A 15,130-nucleotide genomic window follows, 5' to 3' on the forward strand; every position below is an offset into this window, starting at 1 on the left:
TGAAATCTAGCTGCGGTGCCGCTTCTCGAACCGGGGCAGCATTGCAGAGAAGTCTTTGCCGCGCCCGTCCTCGTCCTCGACAAATGCCGCATAGAGGTCGCGGGCCGCTTGGCCCATGGGCGTATCGGCATCTGCCGCAATCGCGGCCATCTGGCTGAGGTTGAGGTCCTTGAGCATGAGTTCCGCCGCAAAGCCGGGTTTATAGTCGTTGTCGGCAGGGCTTTGCGGCCCGATGCCGGGGGCAGGGCAATAGGCATTCACACTCCATGATGCCCCCGATGAGGTGCTGACCACGTCGAACATCGCCTGCCGGTCCAGCCCCAGTTTATCAGCGAGCGCGAAGGCTTCGCAGGTGGCGATCATGGTTACGCCAAGGATCATGTTGTTGCAGATCTTGGCGGCTTGCCCGTTGCCCGCAGGTCCGCAATGGACCGCCTTTTGCCCCATGATGTCGAAAAGGGGCAGGACAGTGCCGAAAGCCTGATCTGATCCGCCTGCCATAAAGGTAAGCGTGCCATGCGTCGCTCCGCCGATCCCGCCCGAGACCGGGGCGTCAATGGCACCCAAGCCCAAGCTTTCAGCGCCAGCCGCAACCGCCCGCGCCGTTGCCACATCGACGGTGGAACAGTCGAGGTGGATGGCCCCTTGTTTCATGGCGGGATGTATTTCGGCAGCGACCGCGCGCAGGATGTCGCCATTTGGCAGCATGGTGATGACGACATCTGCGTCCTTTGCGGCGGCGGCAGCGCTGTCAGCAAGGTCCAGCCCTTTTGGGGCAGCCATCGTGTCGAACCCCGTCACATCATGCGATTTGGCAAGGTTGGCCGCCATCGGCGCGCCCATATTGCCCAGCCCGATAAATCCGATTTTCATGGTGTTTCCTCCCATTTGAGTCCGTCCTTGCCCAGCGGCAAAAGCATCTGTGTGACTTGCAGCGCAGGCACATCCTCCCATGACGCGTGTTGCCATTTGGGTTGCCGGTCGCGGTCGATGATCGCCGCACGGATGCCTTCGATAAAGTCGCCCTGCGCCACACAGCGGAAGGTGTAGCGGTATTCCTGATCCAGCGCATTCTCGATCCGCAAGCCGTTGCGGACACGGTGGATGATCTCGACAGCGCAAGCCATGGCAAAGGGGGCGTTACGGGCCATCAGCTTGCGGGCGTGGGTCACGGCAGGGCCGGGGCTTGCGGGCATCGCGCGGTAGATATCGCCCAGGCGGGCGCCTGCGAAAATCGGGTCAATCTCGGCTTGCCATGCGGCAAGGCGGCTGTCAGCGGGAGGTTGGGCCAGATCGGCAATCGCGGCAGGATCGCCGGTCTCGATCAAACGGGCCTTGAGCCGGTCCCAGTGGTCTTGTGCGACAAAGTGATCCGCGAAACCTGCAAAGATCGCGTCAGCGGCATCCATCCGGTCCCCTGTCAGCCCCAGAAACGTGCCCAGATGCCCCGGCGCAAGTGCCAGCATAAGCGAGCCACCCACATCAGGCACCAGTCCGATCGCACATTCCGGCATGGCAATCTGGCTGCTGTCACAGACGATCCGGTGGCTGGCATGGCAGCCCACCCCGACGCCGCCGCCCATGGTAAAGCCGTGCAGGAAAGTCACCACAGGTTTGGGATAGAGAAAGATCTTGCGATTTAACCGGTATTCGTCCCGCCAGAACCGCCGTCCATAGTCCGCATCACCGCGTTGGCCTGCGGCATACATTTCGGCAATGTCCCCGCCTGCGCAGAAGGCACGCTCGCCTGCGCCATCGATGATGACCACTGCGACATCCGGATCAGCGCGCCAATCGTCCAGCGCTGCCTCGATCGCAAGGCACATCTCCCATGTCAGCGCATTCAGCGCCTGTGGGCGGTGCAGCGTGATACAGCCAGCACGCCCGTCTTTGCGGATAAGGATATCTGTCATGTGATCAGGTGACGCGCTGTGATCAGCCGCATGATTTCGTTCGTCCCTTCAAGGATCTGATGCACCCGCAGGTCGCGCACGATCTTTTCGATCCCATAGTCGGCCAGATAGCCATAGCCGCCATGCAGTTGCAGACAGCCATCCGCGACCATGCTGCCGACTTCCGTTGCCTGCTTTTTGGCCATGGCACAGAAAGCGGTTGCATCAGGCGCGCCGGTATCAAGCTTCCACGCTGCTTGCCGCAGAAAGATGCGCGCCGATTGCAGGGCGATTTCCATATCGGCCAGCCGGAATTGGAGCCCCTGAAACTGGTCGATGGATTGGCCAAAGGCGTGGCGCTCCTTCATATAGGCAAGGGTCTGGTCCAGGGCCGCTTGCGCTGCTCCGATGGAACAGGCCGCGATATTCAACCGCCCGCCATCTAGCCCCGCCATGGCATAGCGGAACCCTTGACCCAGCTGCCCCAGCAGGTTTTCCGCAGGCGTCTGGCAATCGTCCATCTGTACCTGCCGTGTCGGTTGCGACCGCCAGCCCATCTTGTCCTCTGGCGCGCCAAATGACAGGCCCGCGGCCCCGTCTTCGACCACAATGGCGCTGATCCCGCCGGGGCCGTCACCGCCCGTGCGCGCCATGACGATATAGGCGTCGGCATAGCCGCCCCCTGAAATAAAGGCCTTGGTGCCTGTCATCGCATAGCCGGTGTCGGTCGCCAGTGCCTTGGTCCGCAGGGCAGCGGCGTCCGAACCAGAACCGGGTTCAGTCAGGCAATAGGCCAGAAAGGCTTCCATCCGCAGGGCTTTGCCCAGCAGCTTGGCTTGAAGCGCCTCGGACCCGTAGGTTTCGATCATTTTGGCGCACATATTGTGGATCGACAGAAAGGCCGCAACCGAGGCGCAGGACTGCGACAGCGCCTCGAAAACCAGCGTGGCATCAAGCCGTGACAGGCCAGCGCCGCCTTTGGCTTCGCTCACATAAAGCCCCCCGAACCCCAATGCTGCAAGGTCGGTCCAAAGTGTTTTCGGGATTGTGCCTTGGGCCTCCCAAGCGCGTGCAAAGGGGGCGATATGCTCTTGCCCGAAAGCATGGGCCATTTCGAAGATGGCGTTTTGTTCTTCGGTCAGGGCGAAGTCCATGACGGTGCTTTCGCTGGTTGTTGCAAGGTTTGATGCAATGTCGAGCGCTTTGGACGCGATGACAAGCGGTTTAAAATTCCCATTGCTGTTAGCAATTGATTATCTTTGTGCGTCCACAGTGCCTGCAACTTTGAAAGGGCTCGGTGTGGCTGCGCGAAAGATTGGTGTGATCGTTATTCATGGGGTTGATATCCAGACTGGGGTATCGGCCGGGGATGTCAGTCAACTGACCTTTTCGAATAGCATGTGGCGGCGCGTGTCCGGAAAACTGGGTCCTGCCGCTGCCAACGTCGTGTGGAGAGAGGTGATCTGGTCCGACATTATTCGCGGCCGCCAGCAAGCCTATTTCAACACGATCAGGGACAAGACCAGCGCCGATGCGGCGCGTGAATTTGTCTTGTCTGCCTTGTCGGATGCGGCGGCCTACCGCAAGACGGCGGATGGGGCCGCCTCCGTCTATGAACAGATCCATGCGCGGATCGAGGTTGCGATGCGCAGTCTGGAAGATCAGATCGGGCCGGACGGGCAGGTCTTGATTTTGGCGCATTCCTTGGGTGGGCATATCATGTCCAACTACATCTACGATTTGCAGCAGTTCCGGTTGCGTGTCGCAAAGGGGCGCTTTGCGTCCCCCTTGCAGAATATGCGCACGGTGGCCGGCCTGATGACCTTTGGCTGCAATATTCCCATCTTCCTCTTTGCCTATCCCCCGCAAAAGGTGGTGCCGATCAGCTATCCCGGTGATGCTTTGCCGCAAGCGGCTCAGATGACAACATGGTGGCAGAACTTTTATGACAAACAGGACATCATGGCCTATCCCATGGGCTCCGCCGCACCGCTTTATGCGCAGATGGTTGCAAACCGTCACCTGCGCGACGTCCCTATCCATCTGGGCACGCCGGTCAGTTCCGGATGGGACCCGCTTTCACACGGGTCCTATTGGGCAGGGGCAGAACTTGCGTCTCCTGTCGCCCACTACATCACCAAGATGCTCGGCTGACGTTACTCCATCAACGGAATGGAGAATTCGCCGCCTTCTTTGATCCCCGAGGGCCAGCGCGATGTGACGGTCTTGGTCCGTGTGTAGAACTTGAACGCATCGGGCCCGTGCTGGTTGAGGTCACCGAACATGGATTTCTTCCAGCCGCCAAAGGTGTGATAGGCCAGCGGCACAGGGATCGGCACGTTGATGCCCACCATGCCGATGTTGACGCGCGCCGCGAAATCGCGGGCGGTGTCGCCATCGCGGGTAAAGATCGCGGTCCCGTTGCCGTATTCGTGGTCCATCGCAAGGCCAAGCGCCTCTTCGTAGGTTTTGGCACGGATGGTGGACAGGACCGGGCCGAAGATTTCGGTCTTGTAGATGTCCATGTCCTTGGTGACGTTGTCGAACAGGTGCGGACCGACAAAGAAGCCGTCCTCATAGCCTTGCAGGTTGAAGTTGCGCCCGTCGACCACCAGTTTCGCGCCTTGGTCGATGCCTGTCTGCACCAGACGGCCGATGTTTGCCTTGGCTGCCGCGGTGACAACGGGGCCATAATCCACGTCATTGCCAGCGGTATAAGGGCCGACCTTCAGCGCCTCGACCTTGGGCACGAGTTTTTCAAGAAGGCGATCCGCGGTATCGTCGCCGACAGCCACAGCAACCGAAATCGCCATGCAGCGTTCACCGGCCGCACCATAGCCTGCACCGACCAGCGCGTCAGCCGCCTGATCCATATCGGCATCGGGCATGATGATCATGTGGTTTTTCGCGCCACCAAAACACTGCACGCGTTTGCCCTGCGCACAGCCGGTGCCATAGATATATTCCGCAATCGGAGTGGACCCCACAAAGCCGACCGACTGGATCGTGTCATTGTACAGGATCGCATCGACGGCTTCCTTGTCGCCGTTGACGACTTGCAGGATCCCTTTGGGCAGGCCCGCTTCTTCCATCAATTCGGCCAGCATCAGCGGCACAGAGGGATCACGCTCGGAAGGTTTGAGGATAAAGGCGTTGCCGCAGGCGATCGCGGGCGCAAACATCCACATCGGGATCATCGCGGGAAAGTTGAAAGGTGTGATGCCAGCAGTGACGCCAAGCGCCTGTTTCATCGAATACATATCAATGCCGGGGCCAGCACTATCGGTGAACTCCCCTTTGAGCAGTTGCGGTGCACCGATGCAGTATTCCACCACTTCAAGACCACGGATCACGTCGCCTTTGGCGTCGGGCAGGGTCTTGCCGTGTTCGCGGCTGAGCGCTTCTGCCAGTTTGTCCATGTCGCGGTTCAAAAGGCCGACCATGGCCATCATGACACGTGCCCGGCGCTGTGGGTTTACAGCGGCCCATGCGGGCTGGGCTTTGGCTGCGATTTCGACCGCATGTGCCATCTCGGCCTCGTTGGCGAGCGGCACCTTGGCCTGCACTTCGCCGGTAGCGGGGTTGTAGACATCTGCAAAACGGCCAGACGTGCCTTTGACGTGCGCGCCGCCGATATAGTGGGTGAGCTCTTTCATGGGATCCTCCTGAGATTTGCGCAGACTATAGGCTTGCATTTTTCAATGTAAAAGAATGAATATACCAAAACCATTTTGCATAAATGCAAGGATGCTATGGATAATTGGGATGACATGCGGGTCTTTCTTGCGGTCGCACGGGCCGAGGGGCTTTCAGGTGCGGCACCTGTCCTCAAAATGGACCCTTCAACGCTGGGCCGCCGGATTGTGCGGTTGGAGCGGGCGCTTGGTGCGGCACTTTTTGTCAAATCGCCGCAAGGCTACGCGCTGACGGATTTGGGCGAACGCATGCGCGACCGCGCCGCCGAGGCAGAGGTTTCTCTGGCGCGCGCCTTGGACGAAGGGCAGGGGGCGTCAGCGGGCCTGACCGGACAAATCAGGATTGGTGCGCCGGATGGGGCTGCGAATTTCCTGCTGCCGCAGGTCTGCGCCGCGATTCAGGCCGAAAACCCCGATCTAGAGGTGCAAATCCTGGCCCTGCCGCGCGTGGTGAACCTGTCGCGGCGCGAGGCTGATATGGCGATTACTGTCAGCCCGCCCGCTGCGGGGCGGCTGACAGTACAAAAGATCACAGATTATCAGCTGCATCTGGCGACACGCACCGATGCGCCGCCTTTGACCTCGCTCTCAGACCTCAAGGGTCGCCCGATTGTGGGCTATATCCCCGACATGATTTTTGACAAGGAACTGGATTATCTGGGCGCATTGGGCGCGTCGGGTGTGCAGATGGCCTCGAACTCGGTTGCTGTGCAGTTGCAGATGATCCGGCAAGCAGGGATCGGGATTGTGCATGATTTCGCTTTGCCCTTTGCGCCTGAGCTCTGTCAGGTATTGACCGATCAGGTTGCTTTGACACGGTCTTTCTATCTTGTACGGCATACCTCTGACCGTCATTCCGACAGGCTCAGCCGCTTTGCCGCAGCCTTGAAAAGCGGGATGCAGGCCGAGGTGGCGCTGCTGGAACACACGGCACGCTTGACAGCGCGCCCTGTGATTTGAGACGCTCCAATTCCCAGAGGTACCGGAGGAGACGGACATGATTGTTTCACAGATGCTAAAGTCGAAGCCTGATGTGGGTGTCATATCGGTCAAACCGTCGTCGATGGTGATTGATGCGGCCAAGCTGTTGTCAGAGCACCGGATCGGGACTGTTGTCGTTTCGGGCGACGGTGAATCCCTTGACGGGATTTTGTCCGAACGCGATATCGTGCGTGAATTGGGCAAGCGTGGTCCGGCCTGCCTTTCTGATCCGGTCAGTGCGTTGATGACGTCCAAGCTTGTGACCTGCAAGCCCTCTGACACATTGCTGGAGGTGCTTGAGGTGATGACCGATGGCCGTTTCCGCCATGTGCCGGTGATGGAGGAGGGCAGGATGATCGGCCTGATTTCTATCGGTGACGCCGTCAAAGGCCGCCTGGCGGAACTGGCAATGGAGCGTGATGCGCTCGAAGGCATGATCATGGGCAATTAGGCTGTTCTTGCAATCCGCCGCGCAATGATGTTGCTTGGCGCTCAGGCAGGACAGACGAGGGCACCATGCGCGTAGGACTTTACCCCGGTACATTTGACCCGGTTACGCATGGGCATATCGACATTATCAGGCGGGCCTGCTCGCTTGTGGATCGTCTGGTGATCGGCGTCGCGATCAACCGTGACAAGGGGCCATTGTTCACCCTTGAAGAACGGGTCGCAATGATCGAGGCAGAGGCCATTCCCAACGGTGCAGCAACGGGCTGCGAGATTGTCGTGCATCCGTTCGAGAACCTTCTGATCGATTGCGCGCGCGACGTGGGGGCCGGTATAATCATCCGCGGCCTGCGTGCTGTAGCGGATTTTGAGTATGAATATCAGATGGTTGGCATGAACCGTGTGCTGGATAACAGCATCGAGACCGTCTTTCTGATGGCCGAGGCACAGCATCAGGCGATAGCATCCAAGCTGGTCAAAGAGATCGCGCGCCTTGGCGGTGACGTGTCGAAATTCGTGACGCCTGCGGTGAATACCGCCCTGCGGGCACGGTTCGACGCTTGAATTGGCTTTGGATGCTGGTCGGGACCTATCTGCTTTATGCCGTCGTCATGGTCTTTGCACATCCGCAGTTCATCTATCCTTTTGGGCCTGACCCTTTCGACAATCCCGACTTTCGCCAGGACGTGGTCACAGAGCGCAATGTCGCGCTCGCTATCTCTGATGGGGCTGATGAGGCCGCGGTCTTGTTCTTTATGGGGAATGGCGGTGCGCTGGCCTATTTCACCTTTAGTCTTGATGCCCATGTTGCGGCGGATCGCACGCTGGTTGCGATGGAGTATCCGGGCGGCGGCGGGATTGCAGGCAAACCATCCGAAGTGCGCCTGAAGGCTGATGCCCTTGCCGCCTATGACTGGTTGGCGGCACGGCACGACGGGCCAATTGTGGTGCATGGCTATTCGATGGGAACGGGGCTTGCCCTGCATGTGGCCGCTGAACGCTCTGTGGCGGCCATTGTGTTGGATGCACCCTATGTGCGGATGTGCGCATTGATGACAAAGGCTTCGTGGTTGCCGGCGTGCTATCTGCCCGGCGTCCAGAAATGGGACTCGGCGGCTTTGATCCCCAAAGTCTCAGCCCCGGTGCTGATCCAGCATGGCACCGCGGATCAGCTGATCCCGATGGACAACGGCAGGCGTCTGGCCGGACTGCTGGAGGCGGCAGGATTGCCTGTCACGTTTTACCCGGTCGATGGGGCGACCCACAACAATCTGGCGGGTCAGCGTGGGTATCGAGAGCGTATTGACGGGTTTCTTGAAGAGGTCTTGAAACAATAAAGCCGCCCCCGAAAGGAGCGGCGCTTGTTGTTTTATCTCAGTGGCTTAGCCGTAGATTGCCTTGCTTGCAATCTTGCCGGCATCTTCACGGAACATGCCAAGGTCGATGGCTGTTTCCTGCGGCATCGAGGCCAGTTCATGCTTGAGGCGGCTATAGGCCACGCGCTTTTCAACGGCGGTGCGGACTGCGTTCAGTACGGTCATGTGCGTGCTCCTTTTTGGTTGACGCGTTTCATTTGTCTTGACCCATATCTAGCCATGCTGCGTCGCAGCACAACTGACAGTTAGCGCTAGCGGCTATGCATCTGTGGCATGGCAAAGCGCGGTCTGTTCGCTGAATGACGCCTAATTGTGCAAAATGGATTGCAGGACAGGGTCCGAACCAACAACGGTTCTGACCGCCTCGATTGCACCGGGTACGGACCAATGGGCAAAATCGACAACATAGAGTTGGTTGTCCTTGGTCAATGTGGGGCAGGTCGTCTTGCACAAGGGTTGGACGCTTGAAACATAGTGAACAGGCGTATTCGCAAAAAACTTGAGGAGTTCTGCATCAAGCAAGACATCGGCCCCATAGTCGGTGTCGCTGAAATAGGTGCTGAGCTTCTCTCTCGTTTCGCTGCGGACGATAGCAATGTCGATCGTAGGCTGAAATGCAGGGCGCGGCCCCCAAAAGATAAGAGGCACGTCATCGACCTTGAATTGCATCAATCTCTCGTTCAATGGGGCAAAGGACGCCGTGTCAGGAACATCCAGCCCATAGGCTGCTTTGGAAAACAGTGAGCCACGCGATTGAGAATAGATCACGGCATCAATGCGATCGGCGTTCTCTTTGAGCCACCTGCTCCAGTGTTCTTCGAAGGGGCGGCAAAAGACCCCGCCATCCACCTGCCATGAAAAGTTGCAACCGTTTCCAGTCAGTTGCACAAAGCTGCGGTCGGGATAAGCTGCCTTGAGACCAACAAATACATCTGCTGCGTGGCTGTCGCCCAATACAACAATGGCGCGGTCCGGCCCCCGAGACACACAGTTTTCGAATTCCGAAAAATAGACATCGACAGAATTGTCGCTTGCGTTGCAGTCCCATTCGCCGGTCGCATGTGCCCGGTCTTCAATCGCCGCCGCCAGTTCCGCAAGCATTTCAGCCATCTCTGCTTCGAAACGCGCGGGGTAGCCCTTTTCGCGATGTATTTGCCAACTTGTCAGGCTCAGGACGATAGCAACGAGCGCACTCGACCAGCCCAAGGCTTGTGAAGAGATCACGAACCTGTTTGCGGACTTGCGGCGAAAGGGCGTCTCGATCGTGTGATACATCAACGCTCCTGCAATAAGCATGACCGCCAGCAAGACAAGGATCTGCGGCACCGACTCTGCAGGACGAAAAAGAAACAGGTAGAACACCGATATCGGCCAGTGCACGAGATAGACCGAGTAACTGATCTGCCCGATGTAGCGGACAGGCCCAAGAGCGATGACCCTGTTCATGACCGCGTTCGGACCTGCGTAGATCAGTAGTCCCGCAGCAAGAGCGGGTATCGCGGCGTTTATGCCCGGGAACGGACTGGTTTCCTCCAGCCTGGTTGCCACGAACAAGATGATCATCAAGCCAAAGAGGGATGAAAGTTCAGCGATTGTTCTGTTACGCGCTTGCCAGCCTGTGATGGCAAGGATGATACCGACCGCGAATTCAAACATGCGAAATGGCGTCATGTAGAATGCAACTGACGATTGCTTGCCGATAAGTGCTTGGCTTGCCAAAAGGCTGATGACGCTCAGTATCGCAATGCCGATCAGCAGACCGTTTCGTGACAAAAAGCGCGCCCCAATCAAGAGCAGCGCAGGCCAGATCAAATAGAACTGTTCCTCGACGGCCAGCGACCATGTGTGCAACAACGGCTTGTAGTCAGCGGCCAGATCGAAATAGCCGGTTTCCTGCCAGAAATAGATATTGCTGACCGAGAAAATTGTGGCCAAGGCGGATTGTCCGGTGGTCTGCAACATGGCCGGCGGAAACAGAAACCATGCCGCAGCAAGTGTCAGGGCGACTGTTGCCAAAAGGGCCGGTCCCAGCCGCCGCAAGCGCCTCATGTAAAAGCTGCGATAAGAAAAACTGTTTGCCGCGCTCTCGCGCAGTATCACGGTCGTGATGAGATAGCCGCTGATGACGAAAAAAACATCAACCCCGATAAAGCCACCGGGGACGGCATTCAAATTCAGATGATAGAAAACAATCAAGATAACAGCGACGGCGCGTAACCCATCAATGTCGTCTCTGTATTGCACGTTTTTTTTCCTGCCGACGATGCCTATAAGCATCGCTAGCATTTCCACCCAAATGCGGCAACAAATACGAGTCTGGCAGGCGCGGGGCCTGCCAGCGTCTAATGGGCTGTTAGATCAGTTTGCCCATGGCAACAGCCGTGTCGCTCATCCGGTTGGAGAAGCCCCACTCGTTGTCGTACCATGTCAGAATGCGGACCATATTGCCGTCCAGCACCTTGGTTTGGTCGAGGTGGAAAATCGAGGAATGTGGGTCGTGGTTGAAGTCTGAACTGACCAAAGGCAGGTCGGTGTAGCCCAAAATCCCTTTCAACGGGCCATCAGCGGCGGCGATGATGGCGTTGTTCACTTCTTCGACGGTCGTTGCTCTGGCCGCTTCGAATGTCAGGTCAACGACCGAAACATTGGGTGTGGGTACGCGGATCGCCACGCCGTCCAACTTGCCGTTCAATTCGGGTAGAACCAGACCTACGGCCTTGGCGGCACCGGTCGAGGTGGGGATCATCGACAAGGCAGCCGCACGTGCGCGGTAAAGGTCCTTGTGCATCGTATCCAGCGTGGGCTGGTCGCCGGTGTAGCTGTGGATCGTTGTCATGAAGCCTTTGGTGATGCCGACGGCATCGTTCAGGACCTTCGCCACAGGGGACAGGCAATTTGTCGTGCAGGAGGCGTTGGAGACCACGATGTCCGCACTGGTCAGAACCTTGTCGTTCACGCCGTAAACGATTGTTTTATCAGCGTCTTTCCCCGGGGCAGAGATCAGAACGCGGCTTGCTCCATTGTCCAGATGCGCCTGACAGGCCTCTTTTGATGTAAAGATACCGGTGCATTCCATGACCACATCCACATGCGCCCATGGCAGATCGGCTGGGTTGCGGATCGCGGTGACTTCGATGGGGCCACGGCCCACGTCGATGGTCGTCTGCGTGGTCGTCACAGTCGCCGGAAAGCGCCCGTGCACGCTGTCAAAGCGCAAAAGATGGGCGTTGGTTTCAACTGGCCCAAGATCGTTGATGGCCACGACCTCGATATCGGTGCGTCCGCTTTCGATGATCGCACGCAGCACGTTGCGGCCAATACGGCCAAATCCGTTGATAGCTACTTTGACGGCCATGGTATGTCCTCCTGAAGGGGTCAATGTTGGCGCTAACATTGCGATTTATCGCAAAAGGTCAACCTTTGATCGCCTTTAGCGCCAGAAGGCCATCCATTCGATCAGATCCATAAACTTGCGCGACAGAAACAACGCATTTGCCAGATCGTATTGCGCGTAATCGAAAGCGAAAAGCGCGAGCAGCAACAATCCAAGACAGAGGGCAATGGTATTTGTCATAGCCTTGGTCTAGCGGGGCGCGCCAAAAATGCAAACTGTTCTGCGCGCAAACCCTGCGAGACGCATTGTTGGCTAGTGCAACCGGCCCATCGTCGCCGCCACATCCGCCATGCGTGCCGAAAAGCCCCATTCGTTGTCGTACCATGCCAGAACGCGCACGGTCTTGCCGCCGACAACTTTGGTCTGGTCAGGTGCAAAGATGCAGCTTTGTGTCGTGTGGTTGAAGTCGATGCTGACTTTGGCCTCGTCGTCATAGGCCATGACCATGCCCATATAGCCGCCAGCGGCCTCGGCCATAATGGCGTTCACGTCGGCGACGGTGACGGATTTTGCAGCTTCGAATGTCAGATCGACAGCGCTTACATTGGGGGTCGGGACGCGGATCGCGGTCCCATCCAGCTTGCCTGCCAGTTCGGGCAGGACCTCGCCCAAGGCTTTGGCAGCGCCAGTCGAGGTCGGGATCATTGCCATCGCTGCGGCGCGTGCGCGGTACAGGTCATCGTGCCGCCGGTCCAGCGTTGGCTGGTCGCCTGTATAGCTGTGGATCGTCGTCATGATCCCGCGCTCGATCCCGATGGCGTCGTTCAGGACCTTGGCAAGCGGGGCGAGGCAGTTTGTCGTGCAGGACCCGTTGGACACCATTTTTTCCGTCGCCAGCAACGCGCGATGGTTCACGCCGTAAACAACCGTGCGGTCGACATTCTTTGCCGGGGCAGAGATCAGGACCTTTTTGGCGCCGCGTTCCAGATGGATGCTTGATTTATGGCCATCGTTGAATTTGCCGGTACATTCCAGCACGACATCCACACCCTCCCAATCCAGTTCTGCCGGATCATAGGTGGACATCACATCAATCGGACCACGCCCAAGGTCCAGCGTCCTGCCGTTCACCTTGACCGGATGCCCGAAACGGCCATGCACGCTGTCGTATTTCAAAAGATGCGCGTTTGTTTCAATCGGCCCGGTCGCGTTGATCTTGACCACCTGCACATCGTTGCGCCCGGCCTCGGTGATATGGGCCAAAGTACAGCGGCCAATCCGTCCAAACCCGTTAATCCCGATGGTGATCGTCATGTCAGCGTTCCTTTGTCATCCCGCATGGTTATGGGTGGTATACGGGTGTATGCGCGGGCGATAAAAGGGAAAAATCTCAATTTCTCAATATGTTAACGATAACGGTTGGCAGAATCAGCCGGTTAACGCTAACCGTTTGCGCCAACAGGCGGCTGCGGTGATAGTCATGCTAAGCTGACGCGCGGCGAAAGAATCAGGGAAAAGACTCATGAGTGGATTGTTGGCCCTGCTGGATGACGTTGCAGCGATTGCCAAAGTTGCGGCAGCCTCGGTTGATGACGTGATCGGACAAGCGACAAATGCGGGTGCGCAGGCCGCCGGTGCCTTGATTGACGATGCCGCGGTCACTCCGAAATATGTCCAAGGTTTTTCCGCAGAGCGGGAGCTGCCGATTGTGGGCCGCATCGCGCTGGGGTCGATCCGCAACAAGCTTGTCATTCTCTTGCCCGCAGGTCTGGCCTTGTCGGCATTTGCCCCATGGCTCATTCCGATTTTGCTCATGCTGGGCGGGGCCTATCTGTGCTTCGAAGGGGCTGAAAAGATCCTGCATGCGTTTCACGGGCCGAAGGCCCAGGCTGTTACACAGGATGATCCTGCCCACCTTGAAGAGGCGAAGGTGCAAGGCGCGATCAAGACGGATTTCATCCTTTCTGCCGAAATCATGACAATCGCCTTGGCCGCGATTGATGCCCCAAGCCTGTGGGAGCAAGCCGTGGTGCTGGCGGTGGTTGCGGTGGGGATAACGGCGCTGGTTTATGGTGCGGTCGCGTTGATCGTGAAAGCCGATGATCTGGGGCTTGCCATGGCAGCACGCGGGCGCCTGCGGACGACGCGACGCCTCGGGCGCGCGATTGTGGCAGGGATGCCGGGCTTTTTGCTGGTGCTGACTTGGGTCGGTACCGCTGCGATGCTTTGGGTGGGTGGCTCGATCATCATTCACGGACTGGAAGAGTTGGGTTTCGTCTGGCTGGGCCACCACATCCATGATTGGGCTGTTGCTGCGGCCCATGTCGTGCCGGAACCGGCACGGGCCGCTGCCGAATGGGTGGCGACGGCTGGCATGGACGGGATTCTTGGGCTCGTGCTGGGTTTGCTGTTGGTGCCGGTCGGCACGCGGATCATCACGCCGCTCTGGCACCGGGTCATGCCTGGCTAGCGCGGCCTTCGCTGCCGCTTTGTCGGTTGTCGAATCGCGCTGCGCCCTCTTAGGGTCGCGACAGTCAAAGGAGGCAGTCATCATGCACGCGCTCATCACCCAAGACCATGTGGAAACCTATCAGCGCGACGGTGTTGTGCTGGTCAAAGGTCTGTTTGCCGATTGGGTCGAAGACCTGCGCGAAGGCATCGCCATCAATATGGCAGAGCCCGGCCCCTATGCTGCCGAGAACCTGCGCGAAGGCGACAAGGGCCGCTTTTTCGATGACTATTGCAACTGGAATCGGATTGCCCCTTTCGAAGACGCGGCCCGCAATTCACCTGCCGCTGAAGTCGCCGCCGATCTGATGCGATCGCAAAGCTGCCAGATGTTCCACGATCATGTGCTGGTAAAAGAACCGGGCACATCCAAACCCACACCGTGGCATCAGGACAGCCCCTATTACTTTGTCGAAGGGCAGCAGACCGTCAGCTTTTGGTCGCCGCTTGATCCGGTGCGTGCGGCCTCGCTGCGCTGTGTTGTGGGCTCGCATAAGTGGCCGCGTGCCGTCCTGCCGACCCGCTGGTTGTCAGAGACGAATTTCTATCCCGATGAAGCCGAATTCATGCCTGTCCCTGATCCAGACGCAGAAGGGATGGAAATCGTCGAGTTCGATATGGAGCCGGGTGATGCCGTGGCCTTTGACTATCGCATCCTGCATGGCGCACGCGGCAATGAGACAGACCAGCGCCGCCGTGCCTTTTCGTTGCGTTTGCTGGGGGATGATGCCCGCTATGTGCAGCGTCCGGGGCCCACATCGCCACCTTTTCCGGGGCATGACATGGTGCCGGGGCAGAAACTGCGGGAAGACTGGTTTCCGGTGCTGTTCAGGCGGGAGGGATGATAAAGGGTTGGCAGATCGGGCTGCTACGCAGCGAACGGCGGCTTTGAGCCCA

Annotated in this window: 16 protein-coding genes; 7 read left to right on the plus strand and 9 right to left on the minus strand. The window is 58.4% G+C overall.

What is annotated here, in order from left to right; genetic code table 11:
• Positions 1–6: 6 nt before the first annotated feature.
• From mmsB to NWQ23_RS08415, 3 genes are read right to left on the minus strand one after another with little or no spacing between them, the layout of a single operon-like run.
• Positions 7–873: a 3-hydroxyisobutyrate dehydrogenase gene (gene mmsB / locus NWQ23_RS08405; RefSeq protein WP_306165835.1), complete on the minus strand. Its 867-nt coding sequence runs from the start codon at positions 871–873 to the stop codon at positions 7–9.
• On the minus strand, positions 870–1,913 hold the full coding sequence (locus NWQ23_RS08410; protein ID WP_306165836.1) for an enoyl-CoA hydratase/isomerase family protein: 1,044 nt from the start codon (positions 1,911–1,913) through the stop codon (positions 870–872). Before NWQ23_RS08410 ends, mmsB begins: the two co-directional genes overlap by 4 nt.
• Positions 1,910–3,046, minus strand: coding sequence for an acyl-CoA dehydrogenase family protein (locus NWQ23_RS08415; protein ID WP_306165837.1), 1,137 nt, complete (start codon positions 3,044–3,046; stop codon positions 1,910–1,912). The genes NWQ23_RS08410 and NWQ23_RS08415 overlap by 4 nt, the downstream gene beginning before the upstream one ends.
• Positions 3,047–3,191: 145 nt before the next feature.
• Between NWQ23_RS08415 and NWQ23_RS08420 the strand changes: the two genes are divergently transcribed.
• The gene (locus tag NWQ23_RS08420) at positions 3,192–4,046 is read left to right on the plus strand and encodes a hypothetical protein (protein ID WP_306165838.1); all 855 of its coding nucleotides are present in this window, start codon (positions 3,192–3,194) and stop codon (positions 4,044–4,046) included.
• A gap of 2 nt (positions 4,047–4,048) precedes the next feature.
• Here the strand turns inward: NWQ23_RS08420 and NWQ23_RS08425 are convergent, their stop codons facing one another.
• Positions 4,049–5,548: a CoA-acylating methylmalonate-semialdehyde dehydrogenase gene (locus NWQ23_RS08425; RefSeq protein WP_306165839.1), complete on the minus strand. Its 1,500-nt coding sequence runs from the start codon at positions 5,546–5,548 to the stop codon at positions 4,049–4,051.
• A gap of 96 nt (positions 5,549–5,644) precedes the next feature.
• Here NWQ23_RS08425 and NWQ23_RS08430 point away from each other — a divergent pair, with 96 nt between their 5' ends.
• The 4 genes from NWQ23_RS08430 to NWQ23_RS08445 all read left to right on the plus strand — a co-directional run bounded on the left by NWQ23_RS08430 (position 5,645) and on the right by NWQ23_RS08445 (position 8,352).
• On the plus strand, positions 5,645–6,547 hold the full coding sequence (locus tag NWQ23_RS08430; RefSeq protein WP_306165840.1) for a LysR family transcriptional regulator: 903 nt from the start codon (positions 5,645–5,647) through the stop codon (positions 6,545–6,547).
• A 37-nt stretch (positions 6,548–6,584) separates the two neighbouring features.
• Positions 6,585–7,019 carry a CBS domain-containing protein gene (locus tag NWQ23_RS08435; RefSeq protein WP_306165841.1) on the plus strand — a complete coding sequence of 145 codons (435 nt, stop codon included), beginning with the start codon at positions 6,585–6,587 and terminating at the stop codon, positions 7,017–7,019.
• Positions 7,020–7,084: 65 nt separating this feature from the next.
• The gene (coaD, locus tag NWQ23_RS08440) at positions 7,085–7,579 is read left to right on the plus strand and encodes a pantetheine-phosphate adenylyltransferase (RefSeq protein ID WP_306165842.1); all 495 of its coding nucleotides are present in this window, start codon (positions 7,085–7,087) and stop codon (positions 7,577–7,579) included.
• Positions 7,576–8,352: an alpha/beta hydrolase gene (locus NWQ23_RS08445; protein WP_306165843.1), complete on the plus strand. Its 777-nt coding sequence runs from the start codon at positions 7,576–7,578 to the stop codon at positions 8,350–8,352. The genes coaD and NWQ23_RS08445 overlap by 4 nt, the downstream gene beginning before the upstream one ends.
• 45 nt (positions 8,353–8,397) lie before the next feature.
• Here NWQ23_RS08445 and NWQ23_RS08450 read toward each other — a convergent pair whose 3' ends face one another.
• The 5 genes from NWQ23_RS08450 to gap (NWQ23_RS08470) all read right to left on the minus strand — a co-directional run bounded on the left by NWQ23_RS08450 (position 8,398) and on the right by gap (NWQ23_RS08470) (position 13,039).
• The gene (locus NWQ23_RS08450; RefSeq protein ID WP_306165844.1) at positions 8,398–8,556 is read right to left on the minus strand and encodes a hypothetical protein; all 159 of its coding nucleotides are present in this window, start codon (positions 8,554–8,556) and stop codon (positions 8,398–8,400) included.
• Between the two features lie 141 nt (positions 8,557–8,697).
• Positions 8,698–10,635 (minus strand): acyltransferase family protein, encoded by a 1,938-nt coding sequence (locus NWQ23_RS08455; RefSeq protein WP_306165845.1) that lies wholly within the window; start codon positions 10,633–10,635, stop codon positions 8,698–8,700.
• A 109-nt stretch (positions 10,636–10,744) separates the two neighbouring features.
• Entirely contained in the window at positions 10,745–11,746 is a 1,002-nt protein-coding gene (gene gap, locus NWQ23_RS08460) for a type I glyceraldehyde-3-phosphate dehydrogenase (RefSeq protein ID WP_306165846.1), read from the minus strand.
• 75 nt (positions 11,747–11,821) lie between these two features.
• Positions 11,822–11,965, minus strand: coding sequence for a hypothetical protein (locus NWQ23_RS08465; protein WP_306165847.1), 144 nt, complete (start codon positions 11,963–11,965; stop codon positions 11,822–11,824).
• A 72-nt stretch (positions 11,966–12,037) separates the two neighbouring features.
• A complete protein-coding gene (gap, locus tag NWQ23_RS08470; RefSeq protein WP_306165848.1) occupies positions 12,038–13,039 on the minus strand; it encodes a type I glyceraldehyde-3-phosphate dehydrogenase in 1,002 nt (333 codons plus the stop codon).
• 208 nt (positions 13,040–13,247) lie between these two features.
• On the opposite strand from gap (NWQ23_RS08470), the gene NWQ23_RS08475 reads away from it, so the two are divergent.
• Together NWQ23_RS08475 and NWQ23_RS08480 are read left to right on the plus strand one after the other, a co-directional pair.
• The gene (locus NWQ23_RS08475) at positions 13,248–14,195 is read left to right on the plus strand and encodes a DUF808 domain-containing protein (protein ID WP_306165850.1); all 948 of its coding nucleotides are present in this window, start codon (positions 13,248–13,250) and stop codon (positions 14,193–14,195) included.
• Between the two features lie 79 nt (positions 14,196–14,274).
• Positions 14,275–15,078 (plus strand): phytanoyl-CoA dioxygenase family protein, encoded by an 804-nt coding sequence (locus NWQ23_RS08480; protein WP_306165851.1) that lies wholly within the window; start codon positions 14,275–14,277, stop codon positions 15,076–15,078.
• The last annotated feature ends 52 nt before the right edge of the window (positions 15,079–15,130 follow it).

The organism is Yoonia sp., from assembly GCF_030731595.1.
Lineage (GTDB): Bacteria > Pseudomonadota > Alphaproteobacteria > Rhodobacterales > Rhodobacteraceae > Yoonia.

Bases quoted from the DNA above. Each gene is read 5' to 3' on its own strand.
- mmsB (WP_306165835.1), bottom strand. From the start codon at position 873: ATGAAAATCGGATTTATCGGGCTGGGCAATATGGGCGCGCCGATGGCG.
- NWQ23_RS08410 (WP_306165836.1), bottom strand. From the start codon at position 1,913: ATGACAGATATCCTTATCCGCAAAGACGGGCGTGCTGGCTGTATCACG.
- NWQ23_RS08415 (WP_306165837.1), bottom strand. From the start codon at position 3,046: ATGGACTTCGCCCTGACCGAAGAACAAAACGCCATCTTCGAAATGGCC.
- NWQ23_RS08425 (WP_306165839.1), bottom strand. From the start codon at position 5,548: ATGAAAGAGCTCACCCACTATATCGGCGGCGCGCACGTCAAAGGCACG.
- NWQ23_RS08430 (WP_306165840.1), top strand. From the start codon at position 5,645: ATGGATAATTGGGATGACATGCGGGTCTTTCTTGCGGTCGCACGGGCC.
- NWQ23_RS08435 (WP_306165841.1), top strand. From the start codon at position 6,585: ATGATTGTTTCACAGATGCTAAAGTCGAAGCCTGATGTGGGTGTCATA.
- coaD (WP_306165842.1), top strand. From the start codon at position 7,085: ATGCGCGTAGGACTTTACCCCGGTACATTTGACCCGGTTACGCATGGG.
- NWQ23_RS08450 (WP_306165844.1), bottom strand. From the start codon at position 8,556: ATGACCGTACTGAACGCAGTCCGCACCGCCGTTGAAAAGCGCGTGGCC.
- gap (WP_306165846.1), bottom strand. From the start codon at position 11,746: ATGGCCGTCAAAGTAGCTATCAACGGATTTGGCCGTATTGGCCGCAAC.
- NWQ23_RS08465 (WP_306165847.1), bottom strand. From the start codon at position 11,965: ATGACAAATACCATTGCCCTCTGTCTTGGATTGTTGCTGCTCGCGCTT.
- gap (WP_306165848.1), bottom strand. From the start codon at position 13,039: ATGACGATCACCATCGGGATTAACGGGTTTGGACGGATTGGCCGCTGT.
- NWQ23_RS08475 (WP_306165850.1), top strand. From the start codon at position 13,248: ATGAGTGGATTGTTGGCCCTGCTGGATGACGTTGCAGCGATTGCCAAA.